The sequence below is a fragment of the Levilactobacillus huananensis genome (assembly GCF_003946145.1).
GTDB classification, from domain to species: Bacteria; Bacillota; Bacilli; order Lactobacillales; family Lactobacillaceae; genus Levilactobacillus; species Levilactobacillus huananensis.
The window spans coordinates 202394-227933 of sequence record NZ_RHOC01000002.1 but is presented as its reverse complement, the minus strand read 5'-3'; the positions used below and the strand labels follow the sequence as shown (position 1 = coordinate 227933).

Sequence of the window (25540 nt, the reverse complement as noted above, 5' to 3'; positions counted from 1 at the left end):
AAAAAGTATCAGTTAACACTAGCGTCATCCCTGATCAGAGCGATCGTTAAATGCGTCATAATGGGCTATTCTTCCAGTGTCCACTTCAATCGGAATTTCACCACATCAAAAAATCCATTCTCTTGCTATTCATGCGGTAACAGCAAGAGAATGGATTTTTCGATTAAATATTACAGGAATTTCATTCAGTTTAAGCCAACAATTAACGGCTTTTAAGTACGTCTGTGTCAATCACCTTGCAATGTTCTTCCAATCGACTAGTCATGACCTTCTTTTTTTGAACAAGATGATTAGAAGCAACGTACACGTGATAAGCGGGCCAAATAGGATTAGTAAGGCACTCATCAATAGATGTTCACAGAATACGTAGATAAGACTAAAGATTTCACCAATACTTCGCGTACTCCCTACTGCGTATTGCCACGGGTACGACGTCATACCATTTGCTGTCAATTCTCTATTTTTATGTTTTACTGACTTACCTTGCCGATGCCGATCCATATCATGGGGGTCATACGATCCCTTTCTCTTATCATTCTTAATGAATAAGTAGCCTAATTTTTCCCTTAACCATGGATAACATAATAACCAACTAAAAAATAACCATGCTGTATATGGCGTTATCGAAACCGTCCAACCGTTTTTCGTGTTCCAAGTAAGTAGAATCACCATTGAAACTACCCCATAGAGCAAGAATAACAAATATCGCAACACTCTTTTCGCCATTTCAATCCCTCCCTCCAAAAAAAGATCACCTAATTTTCCGACATATCACATGCCATTTACCCATTTGGAAATATTTTTTAGTTTCTGCATCAATTCTCACACTGCTCTCAAATTATATCACATAGCAAATCATTCAATACTCGCCCCAAATACCAGACAAACCAGAAGGGGAACCACTTACTCTAGATTAGTTCTAGCCAGTTTCAATATTGGACTGATTAATGGTCCAACCAAAAAGGTCCAGCAACTACCCAAAATGGCTGGTTACTGGACCTCATGGTATCTTACTTTGAAAACTAACTTATTCTAAGCACTTGGACGCACCTTAGAGACATCCGCTTCGCCCTTACGAACCCGGTTAACGGTAACCCGTAACAAGAATGGCGCAACTAACGTGGCAATAATAATCGCCGCCACAATGGCCGAATAACGAACCGGTGACATAAGTTTGGCTTGGAATCCGATCTGGGCAATGATCAAGGCCATCTCCCCGCGTGAGACCATCCCGGCCCCAACAGCAGCCGAACTGTCCCAGGAATAGCCGGCCAATTTGGCCCCACCACCGGCCCCCAACAACTTGGTGAGAATCGCCACGATGGTCAGAACCACGATGAACCCAGTCTGATGACCCAAGCCATGGAAGTCCATGTTCAACCCAATGCTGACGAAGAACACAGGGATAAACAGCGCGTACCCAATGGGTTCAATATGCCGATCGACTGTGGACAAGGCTGACGTCTGCGCAATGGCGATCCCCGCGAAGAAGGCGCCCACGACGTCACTTAAACCGACAACTTCAGCCAAGAAAGCCATCCCAAAACAAAGGATAATGGCCATGAGCGTTTGACCCATTGGAATCAATAACCGTTCCCCAATCTTGGCCATGTATGGTGCCACCCAGCGAACGACGAAGTAAATAGCGGCAAAGTAGGCAATCTGTTCCAAGGTCGTGATAAGCAGGTCACTCGAGCCACCACTCCCACCCACAGCGGTCCCGGTCGTCGAGACTAGCACACTCAAGATGACCACAGCCAAAACATCGTCAACTACGGCGGCCCCAAGGATAGTGGTCCCTTCACGGCTACTCATGGCATTCATTTCCTTCAAGACCTCTACGGAGATGGAAACCGATGTGGCAGCGAAGATGACACTGATAAAGAGACTCTCGACCATGCCTAAGTTATAAACCATCCCCACGAGGTACGTTCCAATCATTGGGACGATGACCCCTAACAGCGCCACAAAGACGCTGGGCTTCAAATAACGTTTCAGAAGTTGCAGGTCACTTTCCAACCCCGCAATAAACATCAGGATAATAACCCCGATCTCCGCGTAGCTTTCCAACACATGGGTCAGGCTGACCCAGCCTAATACCGCAGGTCCAATGATAACCCCCACCAACAACTGTCCAATTACCGCTGGAATTCCAATGCGGGTACTATAGTGTCCCACCACAGTCGTTGCCAGTAGAATCAGTGTCAAGCTCATTAATAAGTTCACGAGTAGCCTCCTTTTCAACAAAAAAACGACCGCTTCAAAGATGGTCCCCCCAACCCAAGGGAAACACTATTCTTGAAAGCAGTCGCTTCAACCGTCTTTTAATTTAATTACAGCGTATTATACAGAAATCCCCTCGTATACGCAACCTCTCCGCCTTGTCACAACAATTATTTAACCGCTTACACAATCTTAACTACCGCAACACGGGTGCACGTGTTAAAATGGGTAATGATTGTGAGGTGACGCGTGTGAAGTGGTTTTTCTCTAACTTGATCGTGGTTATTTGGGCCGTTATTTTCGGTGAAATCATCGGCTATATTGGAAGTACGCTAGAAAAAATGACGTATGATTGGATAACTGTTGGTGCCATTACAGCCGTTGCAGCATTCGTTGCAGTGAACGGTATCTGGTTCATGAACCGCGAAGGCCGTAAGCAAGCTTCAAGTGCCAAGTAACGTCAATATAAACATGATCAACAAACCAGCCTTGGCACTTGCCAGGGTTTTTTATTTTGCGCTCAAAACTTGAGGCACAGCTGGGATTGCTAACTCCCCCCACTATTCGGTCGACCTGTCATTATCCGCTCGAATCTGGTTCTTAATCGCGTTCATGTCCTGATCAAGCTGGTGAACGAGTTCGGCTTTCGCCACTAACTCCTGACGCAGTTCATCCTGATGCGCGACATTCTTTTTGTAGTTGAGTTCGTGTTCCAATGATGCCCAGAAGTTCATGGCAATGGTTCGGATCTGAACCTCCACCGTAACCGCTTCGACCCCGGCATTTAGAAATACCGGCACAGCTAAAATCAGGTGCAGACTCCGATATCCATTAGCCTTAGGCTTGGTGACATAATCTTTACGTTTCAGAATCCGAATATCTGGTTGTTTTTCCAATCGCCGTTCCATCGCCACGATATCATCTTCAAAACGGACAATGATTCGAATACCAGCAATATCATGCATCTGGTCCGGCAGAGTCGCCAAATTAAAGTCTAAATGCTTGCGTTGCACTTTTTCCAAAATACTTTCTGGCGATTTGATCCGTGATTGAAGACTGTCAACCAGTGAATGCCCATGCTGGATCTGGTATTCCTGATCCAAGTATGTAATCTTCGTTCGTACCACCCGCACGGCACTCCGATAGTTCAACATTAATTGTCGAAACCGATCAACTGCCGCTAACGAGGTCGGGTCGTTTGGAAACGAGGTCGGTAAATTTTCGTTTGCCACTTATATTTCCTCCTATGCGTGTTGCTGCCGAAATTGACGAATCTCTGGGACCAACCACCACAACAAGCCAAAGTTCACAAGTAACGTGATAGCCGTAAAAATAAAGACCCCATTGTAGTTAAACATATTGGCAACAACGCCACCAAATAGGGAGCCAAACATGCTCCCCAGGGCTTGAAATGATTGATTCCAGCTAAAAACCGTTCCCGTCAAGGACTGCGGTGAATTCTTAGTCAATAAGGTTTGGACGGCCGGAAACAGCGCTCCGTCTGAAACCCCAATCATGAACCGTAAGATCCCTAGTAGCCAGACACTGCTGACAAAACCTTGCGGAAAATACATAAGGACCGCAAAAACATAGCCGAAAACCAAGACACGACTGGTTCCATGACGGTCACCGTATTCGCCTAATTTTGGCGCCGCTAACAAGGTCGATAGACCCGGTAGCGCCGCAACAATCCCAGCAACCAAGGTAATTGGACCGACGTTGTGCATCAACTGCTTCACATACAGACTAATAATTGGGGTAATGGAATTGTTTCCCATTTGAATAATCATCGTTGAAACCAGTAACACCAAAATTAACTTTGGGTTCTGAACTTGTTTCAGCCAGCTCCCCTGACGAGCCTGTTGTGCCCGACTCACTGGCGTAAAATGCTCGTGCACTAACGTCGCGCTAAGAAAGAAGACAATCGTTAAAAAAATCCCGGTCAGAATAAACGTCCAACGAATGGAGAAAACCTGTGCGAGAATACCGCCAAGAACAGGGCCAATCAAATTACCACTGACATAACCAGTCGTGAGAATTCCCAACGCGTTACCGCTCTTTTCTCGCGGCGTCTCCGACGCAATCAAGGCACTAGCGTTGGGAATATAGCCCGCAAAGAAGCCTTGCAAGAATCGCAAACCAATAAGTTGCCAAACAGTCGTTACAAATCCCATTAGTCCAATCACAACGGCCATCCCCAGAGAGGACCGTAGCAGCATCACTTTACGCCCCTTTTGGTCTGCCAGCTTGCCCCACAATGGGGACACCAAGGCAATGACGAAGAAGGTCACGGCATACGTGACCCCACTGTACATCGTCAATTGTCCCTGAGTAAATGTCCCCAAGCCATCTACATATAACGATAGAAATGGCATGATTTCACTAAACCCCATGCCAGCTATGAAGGTTCCTAGCCATAAAACAGCTAAATTTCGCCGCCATTGGTCATTCTTTTGTGTGCCCACGATGTCAATCGCCTCTCTACTTTTATCTCTCAAAACGCCTTGATACCCAGTTTAGCACACCTTTTTTGTTCCCGAACTTTTTAGCCATTTAAAAAATAAATGAAAAAAATTTACAAAATGACTAGCATTTTTGATCGTTTTGTTACATAATAGAGCCATAGACATGTGACAACATTCACTTACAATTCAGGAGGTAATTACAGATGGCTCATCGTTTAGATGGTAAAGTTGCAATTGTTACAGGTGGTACTTTAGGAATTGGGTTGGCTGTTGCCAACAAGTTCGTTGAAGAAGGCGCCAAGGTTATGATTACCGGTCGTCACGCTGACGTCGGCGAAAAGGCTGCTAAGAGTGTCGGCGGTTCTGACGTTATCCAGTTCTTCCAACACGATGCAACTGATGAAGACGGTTGGGTTAAGTTATTCGATGCTACGGAAAAAGCCTTTGGCCCCGTATCAACTATCGTTAACAATGCCGGTATGGCCGTTAACAAGAGTGTTGAAAACACGACGACTGCCGAATGGAAACAACAACTTGCCGTTAACTTAGACGGTGTATTCTTCGGTACCCGTCTTGGTATCCAACGGATGAAGAATAAGAACCTCGGCGCTTCAATCATCAACATGTCTTCAATCGAAGGCTTCGTTGGTGACCCTAACTTAGGAGCTTACAACGCTTCTAAGGGTGCCGTTCGGATCATGTCCAAGTCAGCCGCTATCGACTGTGCCTTGAAGGACTATGACGTTCGTGTTAATACTGTTCACCCAGGTTACATCAAGACGCCATTAGTTGACGATCTTCCAGGTGCCGAGGCTGCTATGTCAGCTCGTACCAAGACGCCAATGGGCCACATCGGTGAACCTAACGATATCGCCTACATCTGTGTTTACCTTGCCTCTAACGAATCCAAGTTCGCTACTGGTTCAGAATTCGTTGTTGATGGTGGTTACACCGCTCAATAAACCAATCATTTTAAATTTAAGGACGACCGTTCAATACGGTCGCCCTTTTTCTTTTTGAGATAAGTCTACTGGTTGCCGCGGTTTCTAGGACTGTCACCGGCTAGTTGCGCTGATTGAACTACCCGGTAAACTTGAACACCGACCCTCGAACTAGAGGTATTATCAGGTCATTTACCTCTAAGTCCCCGTATTTTAAAACAATCAAAATAAAAAGGCGTTGGCAGAGTTTTCCACCAACGCCACCGATTCAAATTTAATCGCCATGAACCCCGATAAACAAGGCAAAAAGTAAGATGAGCAGCACCAAAGTCGTAATCGCCACGTACAGATGGTCACGTTCCTTATAGAACGCATAGATGGAAACTATCACCCGCAAAACGGGTGTCAGGATCAAACAATACGTTCCCAACATCATAATGGCATAGGCCTTGAGATGCCAAGTACCGACTAGGATCGCTCCCATACTCAGCGGCATAGTGCTTCCGGGATAACCGGATTGGCCAGTTATCAAGAAGATGACTAGCCCAATCAACATCACAATAGCAGAAACAATGACCCCTACCTGAAGAATCCGACCAATAATCGTTTCAACCTGTGCCATCTCTTTAGCCGTTGCTGTTTGTTTTTCTTGCATTAGAAATGAACCCCCAATCCCTTAAAGAGCATCTGCAGCCCAATGTAGAGAATAATCGGAATGAACACGATTCGAATCCAACGGGATGGCAAAATCTGCATGACACGTGAGCCAATGACGGCTCCACCAAGAATTCCCAGTGCCATCGGAACTGCGATACCGGGCAAAATCGACCCGTTAAAGAAGTACACCGTTGCACTGGCCGCCGCGGTAACCCCCATCATCAGGTTAGACGTCGAACTCGACGGTTTCAAAGGCATCTTCATGAAGGTATCCATTGCCATCACCTTGAAGGCTCCGGAGCCGATTCCCAACAAGCCGCTGGCAACCCCGGCGCCAAACATCACGGTAAACCCAGCCGGCACATTTTCAACTTGATAATCCACGTTTTTCATTTCGGCTTTGTCGTAGTATGTTCCGTTGAGCTTCAGTTTTGTCGCAATTCGATCGGGTTCCACACGTTGGAGAACTTCCTGTCCGCGCCGCAATTTGCGATACATATTCCACCCGGAGAAAACCAACAAGCACCCAAACAACAGGTACAGGTACTTGGGATCCAAGACCCCCGTCAGTAAAGCCCCGGTAATGGCCCCAGTGGTCGTCGCAATTTCCAGAAACATCGCCACCCGTAAATTCAACACATTGTCTCGCAAATAGGCAATTGTCGACCCCGAACTGGTCGCAATGACAGCGATAATGCTGGCCCCAATGGCATATTTGATATTTAGACCCATTCCCAGGGTCAGGATGGGCGTGATAATCATCCCACCACCGATGCCTAAAATCGACCCGGCGATACCGGCAAAGATACCGACCCCCATCATAATTAAGGCTGTTTGGATCATGATCTCTATTTCCTCCTCGTCAATCAATCTACGCCCTTGATTATCAACTTTTATTGACGCCGAGGCAAGCCGGTGTAGCTGGCCTAGTGGCAACTTTAAGAATTATTTTCACAATATTTGTTCCTGACATTGAAGCATTTATACTACGTTACTCTTTTTCATTGTGATTAATCACTCAATCGAGTGTTACCACCCCTGATCACGATCCCCTAAACAGCCATTCCCCTAAAACCGTGGCACCACTTGAAATAAAACGGTTACAGATAAACACGGCACTTCCATACAAAATAAATATGGGAGTGCCGTGTAATTTGTATTTCAGATATGACTAATAACTGTCAATGAAGCGTTGAACTAGTGGGCTAGGCTCACGGTTAGCCGGCCAGACGACCTGAAGTGTCGTCCGCCATGGCCGATACTTTATCGGATAAATGGTCGTCTGCACCCCACTAAGCTGGTCCGCCACAGAACGAGGCACCAACGCCACCCCCATCCGGGCGTCTGCCCACTGAACGGCCGTCCGTGCATCATCACAGGTACAGGCGATGAAGGGTGTCAGAGCCTTCTCCGCGAAGGTTTTGTCAAAAATATGGGTAAAGCGCCGATAGATAATCAAAGGCACTTGCGCCACGTCTTCGACCCGCAGCGTTGCGGTCTGGAAATGGTCATATTTGCGCGGGACGACCGCTACCATGGCCTCACTAGCCAGCGGCTTGCTGGATAAATCTGGCGCACTGAAGGGTGTTCGAACGATAGCCACGTCGATCAACCGCTTTCGTAGCTGGTCCAAAAGACCATAGGTGTTATCCTCCACTAGGCGAATCTGAAGTTTGGGATAATGCCGTGTCAATGTTTGCAGCTTAGCATTGGGTGTAGCCCCAATGGATGAAGACACCATTCCAACTGCCAATGTCCCTGCCAGGCCTTGGCCCAAGGCCTTAACTTGGCTATCAGCCTGAGAACGCAAATCCAATAACTGTTGTGCATAATCCTGAAGCAGTTGCCCCGCTGGTGTTAAGGTCACCCCATTGACGGAGCGATTGAACAATGTCACTCCCAGTTCGACCTCTAATTGCTTAATCTGATAACTAAGTGGCGGCTGGGCGATATGCAACTGCTGAGCCGCAGACGTGATTTGACCGGCCTGTGCCACTGCCAAAAAATATGTGAGTTGTCGAAAATTCACCACCATCACATCCGTTTCGTTTTACAATTATTATACCAAAGTCTATGGCAGACCCGTTTCACCGGGATCTGAATTAGCATTCCGTGACTGTTTGGTCGGCGGTGTGTAGCGATCCTTAGCCGGCAAGACTTCTTGCAAGATGTACTGTCGAATCAGGAGAACAATTTGTCGATTTTGCGGCAGATCCGAATGCGTCGTATTATCCCCGGTCACTGTGATCTGGGTATAATGTGCAACTTGATTTTGAAAGACGTACTTGCCTTGGTTGACACTATTAGCCGGTACCGTGCCGTCACTCGAATACGTCTCAGAACCCGCAACGGAGTAGACAATTAGATTTTTAGGCAGGTTCTTGCGGCCATTAATCAAATCTTTTAAAATTGCTGTTTGTGTCGTCGTACTAGTCGACTCCATATTGTAAGGCGTCGCAATTGTCATGAGTTTATCGGCTGTGACTGACTTAATCTGAGGTAAATAATTTTCCATGAAAAGACTCAAGGCCAGTCCCCCATTGGAGTGACCCAATGCGGAGAAGTGATTAAACCGATAGGTCTTGACCAAGTCCTTAAAGGCTAGGTTCAACCAGGCGGCCTGCTTCACGATGTTCGTGTAACCATCGCGATTGTTCTCAAAGGCGATCACAATGAACGGCTGGTTATCGCCTCGTTTGATACTCCCAGTATAGGATAACTGACCGTCTTCCATGACCTTAACCTTAAGAACACTGTGTGGCACCTTAGTTTCTTGCCGCAACTGCGTAATCAACGTATCAAACCGATCTTGACTGGCACTTGATCCCGGCACCATAATGATGGGATTTAATGGCGTTCGATAATCTGATTTATATTGGCTGATCCGTTTGGATAGCCAGGCCTGACTAGGTACAAAGACCGCCACAATGACAATTGCTAAGACTAGCCAGCGCCACCAACTATGCCGCATGGTCCACACCCCCTTGCAGATTCAATAACCGGACGAATGGCAGGTAAATGAGGACGGATAAGGTCAAGCAGACCAGACTCAAGACCAGTGCTCGCCAGTCACCCCCCGTGCCCAGAAAAGCTACGAGTGGCCCCGGTGTCGTCCGTGGAACCGGATAGACGATCGGTGGCACTAATTTCCACGAAATCGCGGTCCAGGCCACCGCAATATTGACGGCTGGTGCCAGGACAAACGGAATCAACAAAATAGGATTGAAAAGTACCGGCAATCCCAGCAGGGTTGCTTCGTTAAGGTTCACTAAATTAGGCAATAGCGTCTGCCCAGCCACACGGCGATAACGTGCCTGATGTGATCCAATACCGATGGCAATAATGAGCGCCAAGGTCATCCCGGCACCCCCGAAGTTGGCATAAGCATCTCCTAACGTATGTAAGGTAATGGGATGTGGGGCTCCCCATCCAGAGCCATGCTGGATGGCATACGCCAAATTCTGTAGTGAGGTCACCGAACTGTTTCCGGCCACGTCAATGGGCCCAATCAGTCCTAACCACCACAGACCATTACTGATAGCCGTCACAGCTAAGATTCGCAGACCATGGTGTCCCAGGTTGGTATTTAAGGCCTGAAAAGTTAGATAGACCAAGGTATTCAAGCCACCAGTATTCAGCCAGCTCAGGGCGTACCCAATACTGACTGTGACCAGGAGAATGAGGCTGAGAGGCATCGCAATCCGTCCCGTCCACGACAAGGGGGTTTGACGATGGGCTAGCCACCAACGACCAAGGTTCTTCATCATATGGCTCGCTAGCCAGCCAACCACGAGACCAACGACAATCGCCAAAAAGATCCCTTGTGGCCCCAAGTTACCCTCGATAAATTGTGAGGGGCCCGTGGCACTGTTTCGATTGGGATCACCCAAAGCCATGTAATTCACGTTAAGTGTTAGAAACGCCAGCGCACTGGTCATACCAACCGCCAAGGCATCAGATTGGTAGGTCCGTGCCAAATAGTGCCCCGTGGTAAAGGCCACCATGACCGCGACTAACCCATTAATGACGATGCCAATCGCTTGGACTAGCTGTTGCCACAAATCAACGGCAGGTAGCCACTGTTTAACATGATAAATCTGATAGAAAAAACCGGTCTTCGTCAACCACCCCTGGCCCAAAAAGTCGAGTAAAGCCATGACTAATATAAACGGGTAAGCCACCCGCAAGGCTTCCGTGATGGCGCGCATGGCCCGCCATTGGTTGATTCGTTGATTCAAACGCCATAATACCCGCATTATTATTCCCCCTAAAGCGCCTTGATCACGTCATCGATAGCCACGATTTTCCATAACAACTATCGTTAACTTCCAATCAAAACGTTATCACGTAGTCCTTGATGACCACGCACCGTCCACTTTCTTTTTATTATACGAGCTTCATGCGACGATGGGGACTTCAACACCTATAAATTTTATTATATTAAGCCCATTCCACCTCAATAAGTCAAACGAAACACTGCTCAAATGGCAGTGGCAATGTTATACTGGCCCCGAGACAAACTGGTTGTCTACCAGTTTGTCTGGCATAACCTACCATAACTTAATCTCCACAAAAGAAGCCACCGGGATCTCTCGGTGGCTTCTTCTCGTTTATTTTGATTTTTTCTGGCCACCAAGTGGTTGGGACAGCACGACCGGTCAGACCGGGAGCACGGATAAGCACAGCTAGTCCTGCACTCTCATCCCAGATAATGGAAGTCTGGATCACGACCAACACGGTAGCACGCAAAAGATGCCGTCAATTCATTGTGAAAAGTCACCAAGATTGCAGGTGTTGCCCAAGTAGAAGCTGCCCAAAAAACGGTATCATCGGGCTCACGATTATCATTCGGGTAGCGATGATAACCGACTTCTTCATCCCAAATGGTTCCTTGCGTGTTGAGCCAGTCCTCGGCCAACCCAGCCTGAACAACCGCCATGACGTCTTGATTATCCCGAATCAAAGCCGCCAGCTGATCCCAGTCTAGTTGCCAGTCGTGTTCCTTAGGCGCCTGTCCCCGCGTACCTAGCGGTGTATGACGCAACGCAATCGGTTTCAGATCAACAAAATCCATCTGACTAACCTCCTCATAACTACCCCATCATACTGCATTTCCACTCGATACGCAGCGGATAGCGGCTAATTGCAATGTCTGATAACGCCCGGACGCTAACTGAATTACAATTTGGTCCTCATCCACGCCCGCGACTTGACCATCGACCGTCACTGCCACTTGATTAGCATCCCAGACATTTAGCTGGAGGTGAACGGACTTCTTGCGCCGCCAGGCAGTTGCTAAGCGCCGACTGACCTCATCCTGTGTTTGACGCGTCTGAAGGGGTTCGACCTGTTCAGCCGCGTGCATCTTCGTAAGGGCGCTTGTATGGTCTGACAGGTAAAAGCCACCCCATTTCAACATGCCTCGGTCGTGATAATCCCGTTGGAAAAAGGTATTCGCCAGCCGATCATTATCCACATGATGTAAGTACATCGCCTTTCACTTCCTCAACGGACCCACCGTTGACTCTCAGGCCAACGAACACGACCAAAGTTGACAAAATTCAATGACAGTTGCGTATGCTTTTTAAGTGCTACGACAATTCTTTCCAAGACAGCTAGATCCGTGGCGTGGACCGTATGCAGAGGAATCGACCGTTCCCGATGATCTTTGTGCCGAATATCCAAAAAAAAGTTAAAGGCTGACCCATATTGGTTGTTGACGATATCGATGCGATACTGGCAATGCCACTGTGCCGTGAATAACGGATCCAGCCGATCTGCAATGATACTGGCCTCTTGATCACAATTAATCAAAACTGTTCCCTCCATTATGACCGCCAACTAGGGAAGCCCGCCGTAACATGGTTCCCCCGGGCATCAAACTACTAGCTGGAATCACCGCGGTCTTCCCAAACTTATCGCGTAAACCATCGATGACCCGGTCGAATTGATCATTTTTAATCTGACGCTCAGGTTCCTGAAATAGGTCTAGCTGAAGATTCCGACAATCACTAAGTCGCGAGAGCCCCACCCCAATATTTCGCACCGGTTGATCCGCCCAGTTCTTCCGAAAAAGATGGCGCAGTGTCACCACAATTTCCTGAGCATTATCAGTGGGCGCAATCCGACAAGAATGATCAAATCCAGTTCGTCCATCATTCTCCGTGTCCGCTCGCGCAAAACCAATATACAGACTAACACAACCTGCTTGCTGGTGATGATGCCGCATCCGTGAGGTCACCTGCTGACCAATTTCTCTAATCACCAACTCAATCTCCGCTTGCACTCGATAGTCACGCGGTAAAACCTGCGAGTTACTCCAACTCTTCTCCTTGGGTGGCCGTATGTGATGAAGTTGGCTACGATCGATGCCCCACGCCAAAGCAAACAGTTGGGCCCCAATTGTCCCCATTTCAGATCGTAACTCATAAGGATTCACATGCGCCAGGTCATCCATGCTGTGAATGCCCAGTCGCTTCAGATGGGCAGCCGTGCGATGGCCAATGCTCCAAACCTTTTCTAAATTTGTAATTGGCCAGATATGTTCCGGAAATGAATCGTAGGTCAGCCGACCAATTAACTCATCGTCATGCTTAGCCTGTAAGTCTAACGCCAATTTGGCCTGAATTGGATTTTCTCCGATCCCAACCGTGGTATAGAGTCCCAGCTCGTGGCGAACCTTCACTTGAATCCGACGGGCAACCTCTTCCGGTGTTTTGCCAAACAACCGCCAGGAATGCGTCATATCCAGAATGGATTCATCAATTGAATAGGGAAAAAGATCGTCATCTGCGACGAACTGGCGAAAAATTTTATTAATCATCAGATTCTTTTGGATGTACAAATTCATCCTGGGGGGCACGACTAAAATTCGTGAATCATGCGGAACTTCATATTGGCGTGAAACGTTACTAATTCCAAATTCCTTTTTTGCCATTGGTGATGCTGCCAGCACCAACCCACTCCCTGTGTTGTCCGCCTCAGACATCACAATAAGGACTGATTTCAAGGGATTTAGCCCGCGTTCAACGCTCTCGACGCTAGCATAAAAGGATTTGTTATCAATCATCAGAAACATGCCATGCGGTTCTTGTCGGTAATCCATCGCCATCACCTCCCGTCAATAATTGCTTTTATTATACGAACGTTTGTTCGATAAAGCAAGCTCTTTTTCGAATAAATTCAGTGATAATCGGAAAATTAAGGCACCGCGCACACTTAGAGATGGTCAGCCAAAATCAGTCTCACTCTGTAAACTAGTTCACTTAACCAACCGCGGACAGGCTCCTCACAGTTCAGCCACTGAATCCTCTGATAACTTAATTAAAATAGTTTGGTTTAACAGGTAGCTTTTACCCCATCAACGTGATAGAATGTACTTGTGAAGTTAGCCCTAGTCAACTAGCTTCCTCAACTTTTTAAAAGCAGAAACAGTCTTGCCGCACTTAAAAACGGTTAGACTGTTTCTGTTTTTTGGTTAAAAATTAATTTATTACATATATGTTACATTTTATTGCAAGTGTAACTAAAATCTTATTGTTATCAGTTGTCGTACCGATTAATTTGGACATTAATTGTCGCGTTATCGCACATAAAAAGAACGGTCGGAAAAAATTTCGACCGTCCTTTTTAGCTACTGATTTAAACCGGCGTAAATGCCTGACGCATCTGAGTCACCGCTGCAACTGGATCCGTACTCCGCGTGAGCATGGTAATCACGGCTGCTCCTGCGGCACCAGTGTTTGCTACAGCCGGCATCGTGTCCACCGTCAGACCACCAATGGCCACGACGGGAACTCGGGATTGTTCGACTAACTTGGCTAACCCTGCCGTTCCAATCACCGGATCGACATCGGCCTTCGAGGTCGTCGGAAAGATAGGTCCACTTCCTAGATAAGCAATTCCCGCCACCCGATTGGCTGCCACAACTTCTTCGGATGTTGAACACGACAATCCCACAAACATGTCGCGCGGTTTAACCGCATCCAGGACCTGTTGAACCCCGGCATCGCTCTGACCCACGTGAATCCCATCGGCATGTAGTGCCAAGGCTAAATCCACATCATCATCCACAATAAAAGGCACACTCGCTGTGCGGCATTGCTCCCGCAGATCGCGACCCAAGGCAACCCGTTCCATTGCCGTTAAGGTACTGGCACCCTTATCTCTGAATTGAAAGGCCGTGATTCCAGCCTTAAGCATGGTTGCGAGCACATCTCGCAGATCCCGACCAGGAACATCTTGACTGCCCGCTACAAAATAAGCTCTTAATAATCCTGATTCGAACGTTACTGACATCGCTATTCAGCGCCTCCCTGCCGATAAGCCCAATGGTTCAATGGTCCGTGACCATTGCCAACCGCAATCGGATGAACAATGGCGGCCGTCACAAATTGTTTCGCAATTCGAATAGCCGTTTCAAAATCTTGGCCCTTTGCCAACTCCGCCGTAATACAAGACGATAATGTGTCCCCCGTTCCGTGTGTCCGAACGGTTTCGACGCGTGGCGCTTCCAACCAAAACGACCGACCATCTAAAAGTAAAACGAAATCACGGGCAACGCTAGCATCCCCATGACCACCCTTAATCACGATATTCTTGGCCCCTAGATTCCGCAGAGCGACTGCAGCAGCTTCCATGTCCGTCTCATTGTCAATCGTCAGCCCTGTCAATCGTTCAGCTTCCGGTAAATTAGGTGTTAACACATCAGCCAATGGAAGCAATTCATCACGAACCGTTGCCACGGCATCGTCAGCCAATAACGCTGCACCACCCTTAGCAATCATTACTGGATCGACCGTTAGTGGCCCAAAGTCAAATTTTTTTAAATTTTCCACCACACCATGAACGTGGCTGGCATCCGCCAGCATCCCCGTCTTGCAGGCACGGATTTTCAAATCCGCAGCCAATGACGTAAATTGTTCATCAATTAGTTTCTGGGGGAGTGCCATGAAGTCCTGAACCCCTAATGTATTCTGCGCGGTCACCGCAACAACGACAGCGGTCCCAAAGACGTTGCGCTCTTGCATCGTCTTAAGATCGGCCATGACACCGGCCCCGCCACCACTGTCCGTTCCTGCAATCGTCAGGGTCTGTGGAAATTCATTTGCCATACTAACTCATCCCTTCTCCAACTGGTAGGCCGCGATCTCTTCAATCTCGGCCACTGTTGTCATTTGTAACCCGTCCATCAACTGAACGGTAAAGCTACCGGCCGCCACTTGGGGCTGCCGGTGGACCACTAACTGGCCGATGGCCGCGAAGACCATGCAGGCTGTTTGGGCCGCTTCAAAATAATCTGAGGTCACGGCACAGAAAGCCGCAACGATACTTGATAGCATATCGCCAGAGCCCACGTGGACCTGGAATAAAGACGTGCCATTCATCACTTTAACTACCCGATCACCATCGGTAATGACGTCGGTAGGTCCTGAAAGAATCACGACACAGGCTAACTTCTTTGCGCAAGCCGTAGCGATGGCAACAAGATCGCCATCACCCTCACCAGCATCGATTCCCTTAGCCTGCCACGCAACACCGGCTAAGGCCGCAATTTCCCCAGCATTTCCCCGAATGACATCCGGGTGGAAGTCAGCTAACAGATCCTCAGCGACCTCTCGACGATAGCTGATTGCGCCTACAGCCACCGGATCAATCACGAGGGGTTTGCGTTGCTGATTAGCAATCCGACCCACGGTACGAATCTGTTCGATCTGTCCCTGCGTGAACGCCCCTAGGTTCAAGCAAACGGCTCCAGCCAAGCCGACCATTTCTTCGGCCTCAGCAACCTCCTCAGACATAATGGGTGATGCCCCCAAGGCATTCAACCCATTCGCGACGTCCTGAACCGTAACAAAATTTGAAATATTAAACACAATTGGATTCTGTTGACGCAGCGTTTCTAGCAAGGCTAATTTCATAAGTCTTGTTCCCCCTTAGGTCTGATCGGGCCACTCCTTACAACTCGTCCTTAGAGATCTAAAAGACGGGTTACCAGCTCACAATGTGGGTGAACCGGTGACCCGTTACGGTATCACGACACATTCCCTTCGCAAGTGTGAACTTGACAGGTTCCAAGGGATCGCGTGCAACACGCATCTCAGCCCAACTCGTGGACACCCCTAGTGTTCTGGTTACTTCCAGCATAACAGGAAATGCACAATCGTCAACGCTTCTTAGATCACCGGATGACTTGTTTGGCGGCAATACTAATTAATCCCCACATCCGATCGATGGCGCGATCCGAGAGAAAACGACGAACAAATAGGATCTGACTCCCGGCCCCCGCTGAGTAACGCGTCTTAGGTCGCCGTGACAAGGCCGCACGATCAACTAGTCTCGCAATCACGCGTGGTTCACTGGAAAAACGTTTGACGACTTGTAGAATCCGTCCCGCATCCGCAGCAGCCTCTTGATAAGGCCCGTTCGCAGAAGTTTCTTTGAGGTGGTCGGTAGCGATATCCGCCCAAGCCGACTTGATCGCCCCGGGTTCGATGACTGATACATGAATCCCCTTAGGCGCTAGCTCTAAGCGCAAGGTATCTGAGAGCCCCTCTAAGGCGAACTTAGACGCAACATACCACCCAGCTAAGGGCTGCGCCACTCTGCCGTCTACCGACGTCACATTGATAATCCGACCAGAATGTTGTTGACGCATCATCGGTAACACTGACTGAATCAACCGAGCGACTCCAAAGAGATTTACCGCAAATTGGTCTTCTGCTTGTTTTAAGGGAACATCTTCCACCGCCCCCATCAGCCCGTATCCAGCATTGTTAACCAGAATGTCGATTCGACCGGTTTCACTAACGATTCGATTGACCACGGATGCTACACTCTTCGCGTTCGTCACGTCTAGTGACAGTGTCGTGATGCCCAAATCGTCCAGATCATTCATGCGGCTAACTCGCCGTGCTCCGGCATAAACAGTGACACCATTTCGATGGAAACTCCGGGCAATGGCCTTGCCAATTCCCGATGACGCTCCGGTAACCAGTGCTACTTTTCGATGTGTCATAACTTTTACACCCTCCTAATTTGATGGAACTTGTAACTGTTTGCGTTCATTATAGAAGCCACGATAGGCCCAGTAACAGGCCAGAACCGATCCAATACTCGTCGCTGACATGAGCATAAAGGTCACCATAATTTGATACTTGATCGCCCTGACCGGATCGACACCGGCAAAGATTAAACCAGACATCATCCCCGGTAGACTCACGATCCCCACCGTTTTAGCGGAATCGATCGTGGGCTGCATGCCTGTCTTGATGCTCGCCCGAACGATATCTCTCGAAGCATCCTTCAGATCAGCTCCTAAAGCCAGTTTTTCCAGCACTGCCTGCCGTTCCTGCTTGAATTGCGCATTAAGGTTACGGTAACACAGTCCGATCGCCACCATGGAATTCGACGCAATCATGCCGGAGATCGGAATCATTTGCGACGGAATAAATTTAATCGCCCCGGCCAGCATCAATACGCCCAGCGTGACGCTAGTACTAATGAGGATTGCCCCGACTGAAATGGGTAACGCCTTAGGAATACCACCACTCCGTTGCTTGGCATTATAACCGGCATTAAAAATAATAATGAGAATCAAAATCGCCGTGAGCCAGATGTTGGCAATCCGAAAGACATACTTGAGCAAATATCCCACCACGAAGAGTTGGATGACTGCCCGTACAACGCCAATAATCATATCACGATCAATCCCCAGCTTCTCTTTCCAACCGATCACTAGGGCAATCATGACTAATCCCAGCGCCAATACTAAAGATTGATTATTCACCGCAAGGTTCATGAGGCACCTCCTGGAACAATTTGACCGTCGACAATGGTGACCAATCGCTTAGCTGCTACAATTTCGGACTGATCATGTGTGATCGTGAGAATCGTGATGCCATCGTCTTGGTTAAAGTGATCGATTAAGGACCAGACAAACGCCTTGTTCTCAGCGTCCAACCCAGCCGTCACCTCATCCAAAATCAGCACTTCAGGATAAATCATGACATTACGCAAGAGTGCCACCCGCTGTCGTTGCCCCCCCGAAAGGTCAATCACAGCCTTATCCAAATCGGCCGCTACGAGACCCACGTACTCGAGGGCCGTGTCCGCCCGCTGCTCATCGAAAGGAAGCTGACGAATCTGATAAGGAAAAGCCAGGTTATCTCTAACCGTCTCCCCGAATAGTGTGGGTTGTTGAAATCCATAAGAGACCCGTCGCCGATAGGCAATCGGATCATAGCTATCGATCGACTGACCATCAAAGATCAAGTCCCCACTGGTGCGGCTTAAAAGTGACGCGATGATCCGCGCCAAAGTAGACTTACCACTACCAGATGGTCCGGCAAAAGTTACCCACTCGCCAGCATCAATGTTCAAGCTGATATCCCGCAAGATCTGCTGTTTTCCTACCTGATAGCCCACATTTTTCAAGGTCAATAGACTCAAAGTTAACGCTCCTTTCATCTAATAGTCACTGCATACCATTATTGTACTCAAATCCTATAGCCTTGCCTATGGAAGCGACTTCATTTTCGCCGAAATTTCAGGGACCCCCGAGACCCTCTAAAGTTTGGTATAATGTTCAGGACCGTATTCATTCGGTAAGGTGGCTTTTAGCCACCTTAAGCAGATCAAGTCAATGGCTAGTTAGCCATCACCCAAGACAACCTTTATAGGAGAAAATATGGCAAATTACGAGTCACAAAATCATTCTAACCGGTACCATCAAAATAACCATCGTCAGCGTCAGGAAGAACCCCGTGTACAGGTTGAGGTTGGTCAACGCTTCCCTCTAACCATCAAACGCATGGGTATCAACGGAGAAGGGATTGGCTATTACAAGCGAATGGCTGTCTTCATCCCCGGTGCCCTAACCGGCGAAGAGGTCGTCGCTGAAGTTACCAGTGTCGCTCAACGTTTCTTACGTGCTAAGATTCACCGGATTCGTTTAGCCAGCCCCCATCGAGTTGACCCCCGCGACAGTTATGCCGATGAGGTCGGTGGCTTCGAGTTAGAACACTTGGCCTACCCTGAACAATTGAAATTCAAACGCGATATCGTCGCCCAATCCCTGGAACGGTACCAACCTGTTGGCTTTAAGCATTTCGACCTCCGCCCAACTTTAGGTATGGCCGATCCTTACGGTTACCGTAACAAGGCCCAATTCCAAGTTCGCCGTAACGCCGACGGTCAGATCGAAGCTGGACTGTACGCCGAACGGAGCCATGATTTGGTCGATCTCCCAACCTGTTCCGTTCAAATGCCGGTCGTGATGACCGTTATGCGAGCCGTAGTCGCGATGCTTCAAGATCTGGACATGCCCATCTATGACGAAGAACAATCGTCTGGTATCGTAAAGACGCTAGTTGTTCGAGCCGCTGCCAATACCAACGATGTGCAGTTGGTCTTCATTACCAACTCACAAAAGCTCCCTCGTAAACGGGAATTGTTAGAACGGATCGCTAAGGAATTACCGCAAGTCACTTCCGTCATGCAAAACATTAATCCTGGTAAAACCTCACTCATCTGGGGCGAAGAAACCAAACATTTGGCAGGGGCCGAAGCCATCACTGAAAAGCTAGATGGCTTGTCCTTCAAGCTTTCCGCACGCGCCTTTCTACAACTTAACCCTGCTCAAATGGAAGTGCTGTACGCCGAAGCCAAAAAAGCCTTGAACTTACAACCTGGTGAAACGGTTGTTGATGCCTATTCTGGAATTGGAACGATTGGACTATCATTGGCTGACGTCGCCGAAGAGGTTCGGGGGATGGATGTCATCCCTGAAGCCGTCGATGATGCCAATGCTAACGCCGAAGCCAACGGCATCACCAATGCCCACTATGAGGTAGGCACGGCTGAAGACCTTCTACCCAAGTGGATTATGACCGGTTTCCATCCGGATGCCATCGTGGTTGATCCCCCCCGTACTGGCCTTGATGACACACTGATTGAGACCATTTTAGCGGTTCGTCCGCCAAAACTGGTTTACATCTCCTGCAACCCATCCACGCTAGCTAAAGACTTAGTGGCATTAGTTCACGATTACCACGTCGACTATATTCAGTCGGTCGACATGATGCCACAGACTGCCCGTTGTGAAGCCGTCGTGAAACTCACCCGGCGTCAATAGATTAATAGGCAGGTCCCGATTTTCGTGTTAGACTTTTAACTAACGATAAATTGGTTTTTAATTCTGTAGAAAGTTGGCAAATGACATGCAAGATCCTTTCAAGGGCTTTAACGATGATGATCAAAATAACCAAAACGATAACGGCCCTCAAGGACTGCCGTTACCACCGAACTATGCAACCGTCGTTAACCCAGAGACGGGGAACATGCGAATTGCCAAGGTTGGCTTTTCTTGGACTATGTTCTTCTTCCCCCCGTTTCCGACGATCTTTCGGGCCGACTGGTATAACCTGCTATGTATCATGGGAATTGAACTCGGAAGCGCGATGATCCTGACCATGCTGCTAACCCCCGCGCAACTCACCGAGTTCGTGGCGATCGGCTGGCCTATTGTTCGTAGTGTTCTTTGGGGGTCCCTGTACAACCTCATGTACTTCAAGCACCTGTTCAATCGTGGCTTTGTTCCAGCTGACGAGCGATCTCGTGATCTCCTAAGTCGGGCCCACTACTGGTCTCAACCTAAAAAATAAAGATGACCTTTGACCCTCACCAGATCATGGTGAGGGTTTTATTTTAGAAAGAACAAGAGGGTCTAAGAGCTGGTTTTACCCTCGCTATACGGTAGGGCCAGCTCATCCAACCTAACTGGGCTCGTTAAATCGACGCTATTTACCCCTCAATCTTTTTCAAAGCCTAGTTCTCACCTCAAAACGTATTCAGTCCAAAAAGACCCGCGATCTGAAAAGATCGTGGGTCTTTTTGAACGGTTACTTAGGCTTGTTTCGTAGGATAAATCGTAAATTCATTAACGTTGACTTCGGCTGGCTGATCAATCGCAAAGTTGACCACACGCGCGATGGCATCTGGGGTAATTCCGACGGCATCGTACAGCTGATCCATGCCCTGCTTGGCATCTTGATCCGTAATCGTGTGAAGCAGTTCCGTGTTGATGGCCGCCGGGTAGAGCGTGGCTGTCCGGATATTAGTCCCTTCTTGAGCACTCTCCATGCGGATAACTTCCATCAAATTACGTACAGCAAATTTTGTCGCCCCGTAGACCCCGGAACCCGGGAAACTCTTAATCCCAGCAACGGACGACGTCGTCACAATTTGCCCGTGTTTCTGCTTCGTAAAGGTAGGCATAACCGCTGCGACACCGTTGAGCACCCCGCGAAGATTGATATCGATCATGTCATTCCACTCACGAACGTGTAGCGCGCTGATGGGAGAACTTGGCATGATACCGGCGTTGTTGAAAATGACGTCCACCCCACCAAATGTGGACTGAGCGAGATCAACTAAGCCTTGAACCTCGGCAGCATCCCGCACATCTGTCACCTGGTAAGTGGCTTGGCCGCCAGCGGCCTTAATCTCATCAACTAATGTTTGCAAGCGTTCTTCACGACGAGCTCCAAGAACCACCCTAGCGCCATTGCTGGCTAATAACTTTGCGGTCGCTTCGCCAATTCCGGAAGAGGCCCCTGTAATCACGACAACTTTATCTTTAACTGCCATTTAAAATCGCTCCTATCCAATTGAATAGACCCAGTTTACCTGCTTAGAGTTACGCTAAGTCAAGATAACTTGCTCACTTTTTTCAAGTTATCCTTAAGGTTTTGACCCAACATTCTGATTTAGTTGCCTTTTCCAGTGGGATTTGCTAATTTGAAAGCTAACGACTACCCCACACAAAAGGAGAGCCATATGCCAACAACTCGATCCGACACCCCGATGAAACGATTCTTCAAGGGCGTGATTATTGCGTTAGGTTTTATCCTCCCCGGTGTTTCTGGTGGCGTTCTCGCTGCCATCCTGGGAATTTATGAACGTCTATTAGGTTTTATGGCCCATTTCCGCCAAAATTTCAAACGTGATTTCTGGTATTTTGTCCCAGTCGGCATCGGCGGTATCGTCGGCATTGCCTTGCTGTCCGCTCCGCTGGAGTTTCTCTTAGCACACGCACAAGTCGTGGTTCTCTGGGGATTCGCTGGCGCCATTATTGGGACATTACCGGCGTTGACCCAGACGGCCAGCGCCAAGACGCCTCGTGATAGCATCGACTTAATCTGGTTTTTCGCGACACTGATCATTAGTGGCGGTCTCTTATACTTCATGAGTGATATTTTTGGCCCCTTATCCGCCAACTTTGGGGGCTTCATGGTGGCTGGGGCTCTGATTGCTTTGGGTGTCTTAGTCCCAGGATTGAGTCCCTCTAACTTATTGTTGATCCTCGGACTCTTTACCCCCATGCTCACCGGTTTTAAAAATTTGGATCTACTCGGCGTCTATCTCCCGATAGCCCTCGGGGGAATTCTCTCGATGGCCCTCTTCTCTAAAGGAATGGACTACCTGATCCACCATTTTCACTCCCGCGTGTACCACTTCATTTTAGGTATTGTCGTGGCCAGTACCCTCCTGATCCTGATTCCCAACAACCGCGCCGCGGAAAGCATCTCTTATGCGGGGGCGACCACTGGAACCTTGCTCGCTAGTGCAGCAGCCCTTGGAGTTGGTGTCGCCTTAGGGTATTGGATGAGTCAATTAGAAGCTAAATATAAATAGATCAAAAATCAGCTTTTTCAGAAGGACTTTCTTCTGAAAAAACTGATTTTATTTTTTCTACTATAGTGTCGAAACGTGCGCCACAAGGCAGTTTGCTGCGTTTAACCCGAGACCAGGCATAGCCCCCTGTTTCCACGTTAATGCTCGCAAACCAACCGCCTGATGTCCCACTCTTTTATTGTCTAAGTTCATTTTATAAATTGGGTTTAAAGGCTCGTGTCGCCGCCACGGCCTGTTGCCAGCCAGCGTACAGTCGTGCGCGACGGTCTTCAGTCATATTCGGCGTGAACAAACGGCCGGCACTTCTGATTTCTTTAATCTCATCGAGACTCTGCCAAAAGCCCACGGCTAGTCCGGCAGCAATGGCCGCACCCATGGCTGTGGTTTCTTCGTCGGCAGCCCGTTGTACAGGTGTCGCCAAGATATCGGCTTGAAACTGCATCAAGTAGCGGTTCCGTGAAGCCCCACCATCAGCCATCAATTCTGAAATATCAATCCCGGTATCCTGCTTCATGGTATGAAGCACGTCTCGCGTTTGATAGGCAATCGACTGAAGTGTCGCCTTCACGAAATCATTTCGATTAGTTCCCCGCGAGAGACCAAAGACGGCTCCCTTGGCATCAGGATCCCAGTAAGGTGCCCCAAGACCGTTAAAGGCTGGTACCACATATACTTCATCGTTATCCGTGGAAGCCATCGCCGCTTGCCGAGATTCTGGCACATTATTGATAATCTGCATACTTTCATGCAACCAAGCCAACGCGGTGCCGGCAACTAAAATTGACCCTTCAAGCGCGTAGGTAACCTCGCCATTCATCTTATAAGCAATCGTCGTCAATAAGTTATGCTCAGAGGTTTGCGGCGCCTTCCCGGTATTCATCATGACGAAGGCCCCATCCCCGTAAGTATTCTTCACCTTGCCGGGTTCGATAGCCAGTTGTCCCAAGAGTGCAGCTGATTGGTCACCGATAATTCCGGCGATTGGCACTTCTACCCCGTAGAACTGAAAGTTTTGGGTGACACCATAGACTTCAGAGCTGGATTTCACCGTTGGTAACATGGCTGCTGGAATGTTGAGCCAATTCAAGATATCCGTATCCCACTTTAAGTCATGAATATTAAAGAGCATGGTCCGGCTGGCATTGCTGTAGTCAGTAACGTGAATCTTACCACCAGAGAGCTTCCAAGCCAGCCAACTATCAACGGTCCCAAACAACAGGTCACCGTTCTCAGCGCGCTCCTGCGCCCCCGGAACGTGGTCGAGAATCCAACGTACCTTGGTCGCACTGAAGTAGGCATCAACCACGAGCCCTGTCTTATCCTTAATAGCTTCGGCCTTACCTGCCGCAACCAGGTCCTTGGCCATTGTTGCCGTCTGTTGACTTTGCCAACCGATGGCATGATAAATAGGTTCACCCGTAATCTTATCCCAAACGATTGTGGTTTCCCGCTGGCTACTAATCCCAATAGCCTCAATGTTTTCGGGGTGAATGGAGGCGTCGATCAAGGCGCTGGCAATCACCGACAGGACACTGTTCCAAATCTCATTTGCATCGGATTCAACCCATCCTGTATGCGGATAGTATTGCGGAACTTCCTTGTAGGCCTCGATAACCTTACGGCCGGTATGATCGAAGATAAGTGCTCGGGTGCTACTCGTCCCTTGGTCAATCGCCAAGAGATAATTTTCTGGCTGTTTTAATGCCATATGTAATGTCTCCCTCCAACTAAAACACCGCTAAAATCGAAAGCGGTTTCAATTTCAATGCACTAATCATAGCATGTTCCCCGCCAAAACCCGCCAATTTTGCCCACCCACAGCTAGATTTGGCAGATTCTTAAGCTTTAAACGCTAAGATGTTGACCAGCTAAGAAGGATTGTTCGAAATCTGATGAGGATTTAATTTGTTTACCGAATTCATCGATCAGCGCATGAAATTCCTGAAAATCTGTGAGGGTAAAATCCAACTGTGGCAGAACCTTGCGCTGAAAGGCCGAATAGGTTTTAGGCATGGTTGTCCCCAACCAAGTGAAGAGTCTACGGGCATAAGTATCCACCATAAAGGTCCCGTGATCCAGCGTGTACATCAAAATATAATCCGCCGTTTCGTTGCCGATCCCAGTAATGGCTAACAGCTCTTCGCGTAAGCTGTCCCCATCACGCCGGCGCAATGCCATCAGATCATCATTAGCGCTTCCCAACCAATCAGCCAGGGCCAAAATAGCTTCGCTCTTGCGGTGGTAAAACCCGCTACTTTGAATCAATGGGACCAAGGTTTCCGGTGTATACAGTCGCAACTTTGCTGGCTCAAATTGTGTAGCCGCCTTGATCTTAATCAGCGACGGTTCTACGTTACGCCAGTTCGTATTCTGAACCAGAATCGCACCCAACATAATTTCCACCGGTGTTTCCGCCCATGGTGTCCCCGGTCGCAGCCAAGGTTGCGGCCCCATTTCGTTAGCCATCAAGTGATAGAGTTCCATAAGCGTCATGTACGGATCTCCTTCCCAAATAAAAAGGTCAGCCACCTTCGTGACCGGCCATTAACTTCTCATTCT

Annotated in this window: 26 protein-coding genes and 1 riboswitch; of the genes, 5 read left to right on the top strand and 21 right to left on the bottom strand. The window is 48.5% G+C overall.

The genetic code is table 11. The features are described 5' to 3' along the window. Positions 1–1032 precede the first annotated feature (1032 nt). Entirely contained in the window at positions 1033–2226 is a 1194-nt protein-coding gene (locus EKM71_RS03100; protein ID WP_125573209.1) for a cation:proton antiporter, read from the bottom strand. Between the two features lie 248 nt (positions 2227–2474). On the opposite strand from EKM71_RS03100, the gene EKM71_RS03095 reads away from it, so the two are divergent. Then, positions 2475–2681: a DUF2929 family protein gene (locus EKM71_RS03095; RefSeq protein WP_125573248.1), complete on the top strand. Its 207-nt coding sequence runs from the start codon at positions 2475–2477 to the stop codon at positions 2679–2681. 102 nt (positions 2682–2783) lie between these two features. Here EKM71_RS03095 and EKM71_RS03090 read toward each other — a convergent pair whose 3' ends face one another. Further along, positions 2784–3455: a GTP pyrophosphokinase gene (locus EKM71_RS03090; RefSeq protein ID WP_125573208.1), complete on the bottom strand. Its 672-nt coding sequence runs from the start codon at positions 3453–3455 to the stop codon at positions 2784–2786. 12 nt (positions 3456–3467) lie between these two features. Further along, positions 3468–4688, bottom strand: coding sequence for a multidrug efflux MFS transporter (locus EKM71_RS03085; protein ID WP_125573247.1), 1221 nt, complete (start codon positions 4686–4688; stop codon positions 3468–3470). 203 nt (positions 4689–4891) lie between these two features. Here EKM71_RS03085 and EKM71_RS03080 point away from each other — a divergent pair, with 203 nt between their 5' ends. Then, the gene (locus EKM71_RS03080; protein ID WP_125545074.1) at positions 4892–5650 is read left to right on the top strand and encodes an SDR family oxidoreductase; all 759 of its coding nucleotides are present in this window, start codon (positions 4892–4894) and stop codon (positions 5648–5650) included. 253 nt (positions 5651–5903) lie between these two features. Here EKM71_RS03080 and EKM71_RS03075 read toward each other — a convergent pair whose 3' ends face one another. From EKM71_RS03075 to EKM71_RS03005, 15 genes are all read right to left on the bottom strand, one after another. Further along, complete coding sequence (locus EKM71_RS03075) at positions 5904–6284, bottom strand: DUF1634 domain-containing protein (protein ID WP_125573207.1); 381 nt, start codon at positions 6282–6284, stop codon at positions 5904–5906. Next, positions 6284–7129 (bottom strand): sulfite exporter TauE/SafE family protein, encoded by an 846-nt coding sequence (locus EKM71_RS03070; RefSeq protein WP_125573206.1) that lies wholly within the window; start codon positions 7127–7129, stop codon positions 6284–6286. Before EKM71_RS03070 ends, EKM71_RS03075 begins: the two co-directional genes overlap by 1 nt. 328 nt (positions 7130–7457) lie before the next feature. Continuing rightward, a complete protein-coding gene (locus EKM71_RS03065; RefSeq protein ID WP_125573205.1) occupies positions 7458–8315 on the bottom strand; it encodes a LysR family transcriptional regulator in 858 nt (285 codons plus the stop codon). Positions 8316–8357: 42 nt separating this feature from the next. After that, a complete protein-coding gene (locus EKM71_RS03060; RefSeq protein WP_125573204.1) occupies positions 8358–9257 on the bottom strand; it encodes an alpha/beta hydrolase in 900 nt (299 codons plus the stop codon). Further along, the gene (locus tag EKM71_RS03055; RefSeq protein ID WP_125573203.1) at positions 9247–10542 is read right to left on the bottom strand and encodes a PTS transporter subunit EIIC; all 1296 of its coding nucleotides are present in this window, start codon (positions 10540–10542) and stop codon (positions 9247–9249) included. The genes EKM71_RS03060 and EKM71_RS03055 overlap by 11 nt, the downstream gene beginning before the upstream one ends. A 443-nt stretch (positions 10543–10985) precedes the next feature. Next, positions 10986–11360 (bottom strand): hypothetical protein, encoded by a 375-nt coding sequence (locus EKM71_RS03050; protein ID WP_125573202.1) that lies wholly within the window; start codon positions 11358–11360, stop codon positions 10986–10988. A gap of 27 nt (positions 11361–11387) precedes the next feature. Continuing rightward, positions 11388–11777: a hypothetical protein gene (locus tag EKM71_RS03045; protein ID WP_125573201.1), complete on the bottom strand. Its 390-nt coding sequence runs from the start codon at positions 11775–11777 to the stop codon at positions 11388–11390. Between the two features lie 14 nt (positions 11778–11791). Continuing rightward, on the bottom strand, positions 11792–12100 hold the full coding sequence (locus tag EKM71_RS03040; RefSeq protein WP_225417981.1) for a hypothetical protein: 309 nt from the start codon (positions 12098–12100) through the stop codon (positions 11792–11794). Then, complete coding sequence (locus EKM71_RS03035) at positions 12093–13397, bottom strand: Y-family DNA polymerase (protein WP_191986162.1); 1305 nt, start codon at positions 13395–13397, stop codon at positions 12093–12095. Before EKM71_RS03035 ends, EKM71_RS03040 begins: the two co-directional genes overlap by 8 nt. A 530-nt stretch (positions 13398–13927) precedes the next feature. After that, on the bottom strand, positions 13928–14584 hold the full coding sequence (gene thiE, locus EKM71_RS03030; protein ID WP_125573198.1) for a thiamine phosphate synthase: 657 nt from the start codon (positions 14582–14584) through the stop codon (positions 13928–13930). Positions 14585–14586: 2 nt separating this feature from the next. Next, positions 14587–15399, bottom strand: coding sequence for a bifunctional hydroxymethylpyrimidine kinase/phosphomethylpyrimidine kinase (gene thiD / locus EKM71_RS03025; protein WP_125573197.1), 813 nt, complete (start codon positions 15397–15399; stop codon positions 14587–14589). A 6-nt stretch (positions 15400–15405) separates the two neighbouring features. Further along, the gene (gene thiM / locus EKM71_RS03020) at positions 15406–16206 is read right to left on the bottom strand and encodes a hydroxyethylthiazole kinase (protein ID WP_125573196.1); all 801 of its coding nucleotides are present in this window, start codon (positions 16204–16206) and stop codon (positions 15406–15408) included. Positions 16207–16312: 106 nt separating this feature from the next. After that, a riboswitch (TPP riboswitch) is annotated at positions 16313–16419 on the bottom strand. A gap of 47 nt (positions 16420–16466) precedes the next feature. Next, on the bottom strand, positions 16467–17303 hold the full coding sequence (locus EKM71_RS03015; protein ID WP_125573195.1) for an oxidoreductase: 837 nt from the start codon (positions 17301–17303) through the stop codon (positions 16467–16469). Between the two features lie 15 nt (positions 17304–17318). Then, positions 17319–18086 (bottom strand): ABC transporter permease, encoded by a 768-nt coding sequence (locus tag EKM71_RS03010; protein ID WP_125573194.1) that lies wholly within the window; start codon positions 18084–18086, stop codon positions 17319–17321. Beyond that, positions 18083–18736, bottom strand: coding sequence for an ABC transporter ATP-binding protein (locus EKM71_RS03005; protein ID WP_125573246.1), 654 nt, complete (start codon positions 18734–18736; stop codon positions 18083–18085). The genes EKM71_RS03010 and EKM71_RS03005 overlap by 4 nt, the downstream gene beginning before the upstream one ends. Before the next feature lie 238 nt (positions 18737–18974). Here EKM71_RS03005 and rlmD point away from each other — a divergent pair, with 238 nt between their 5' ends. Together rlmD and EKM71_RS02995 are read left to right on the top strand one after the other, a co-directional pair. Next, a complete protein-coding gene (rlmD, locus tag EKM71_RS03000) occupies positions 18975–20420 on the top strand; it encodes a 23S rRNA (uracil(1939)-C(5))-methyltransferase RlmD (protein ID WP_125573193.1) in 1446 nt (481 codons plus the stop codon). A gap of 85 nt (positions 20421–20505) precedes the next feature. Beyond that, on the top strand, positions 20506–20949 hold the full coding sequence (locus EKM71_RS02995) for a DUF2628 domain-containing protein (RefSeq protein WP_125573245.1): 444 nt from the start codon (positions 20506–20508) through the stop codon (positions 20947–20949). A gap of 241 nt (positions 20950–21190) precedes the next feature. Here the strand turns inward: EKM71_RS02995 and EKM71_RS02990 are convergent, their stop codons facing one another. Beyond that, positions 21191–21934 carry an SDR family oxidoreductase gene (locus tag EKM71_RS02990; protein WP_125573192.1) on the bottom strand — a complete coding sequence of 248 codons (744 nt, stop codon included), beginning with the start codon at positions 21932–21934 and terminating at the stop codon, positions 21191–21193. A 189-nt stretch (positions 21935–22123) separates the two neighbouring features. On the opposite strand from EKM71_RS02990, the gene EKM71_RS02985 reads away from it, so the two are divergent. Then, positions 22124–22981: a DUF368 domain-containing protein gene (locus EKM71_RS02985; RefSeq protein WP_125573191.1), complete on the top strand. Its 858-nt coding sequence runs from the start codon at positions 22124–22126 to the stop codon at positions 22979–22981. A 193-nt stretch (positions 22982–23174) separates the two neighbouring features. On the opposite strand, the gene glpK is transcribed toward EKM71_RS02985, so the two are convergent. Further along, entirely contained in the window at positions 23175–24689 is a 1515-nt protein-coding gene (gene glpK / locus EKM71_RS02980) for a glycerol kinase GlpK (RefSeq protein ID WP_125573190.1), read from the bottom strand. 137 nt (positions 24690–24826) lie between these two features. After that, entirely contained in the window at positions 24827–25474 is a 648-nt protein-coding gene (locus EKM71_RS02975; RefSeq protein ID WP_125573189.1) for an endonuclease III domain-containing protein, read from the bottom strand. Positions 25475–25540 lie beyond the last annotated feature (66 nt).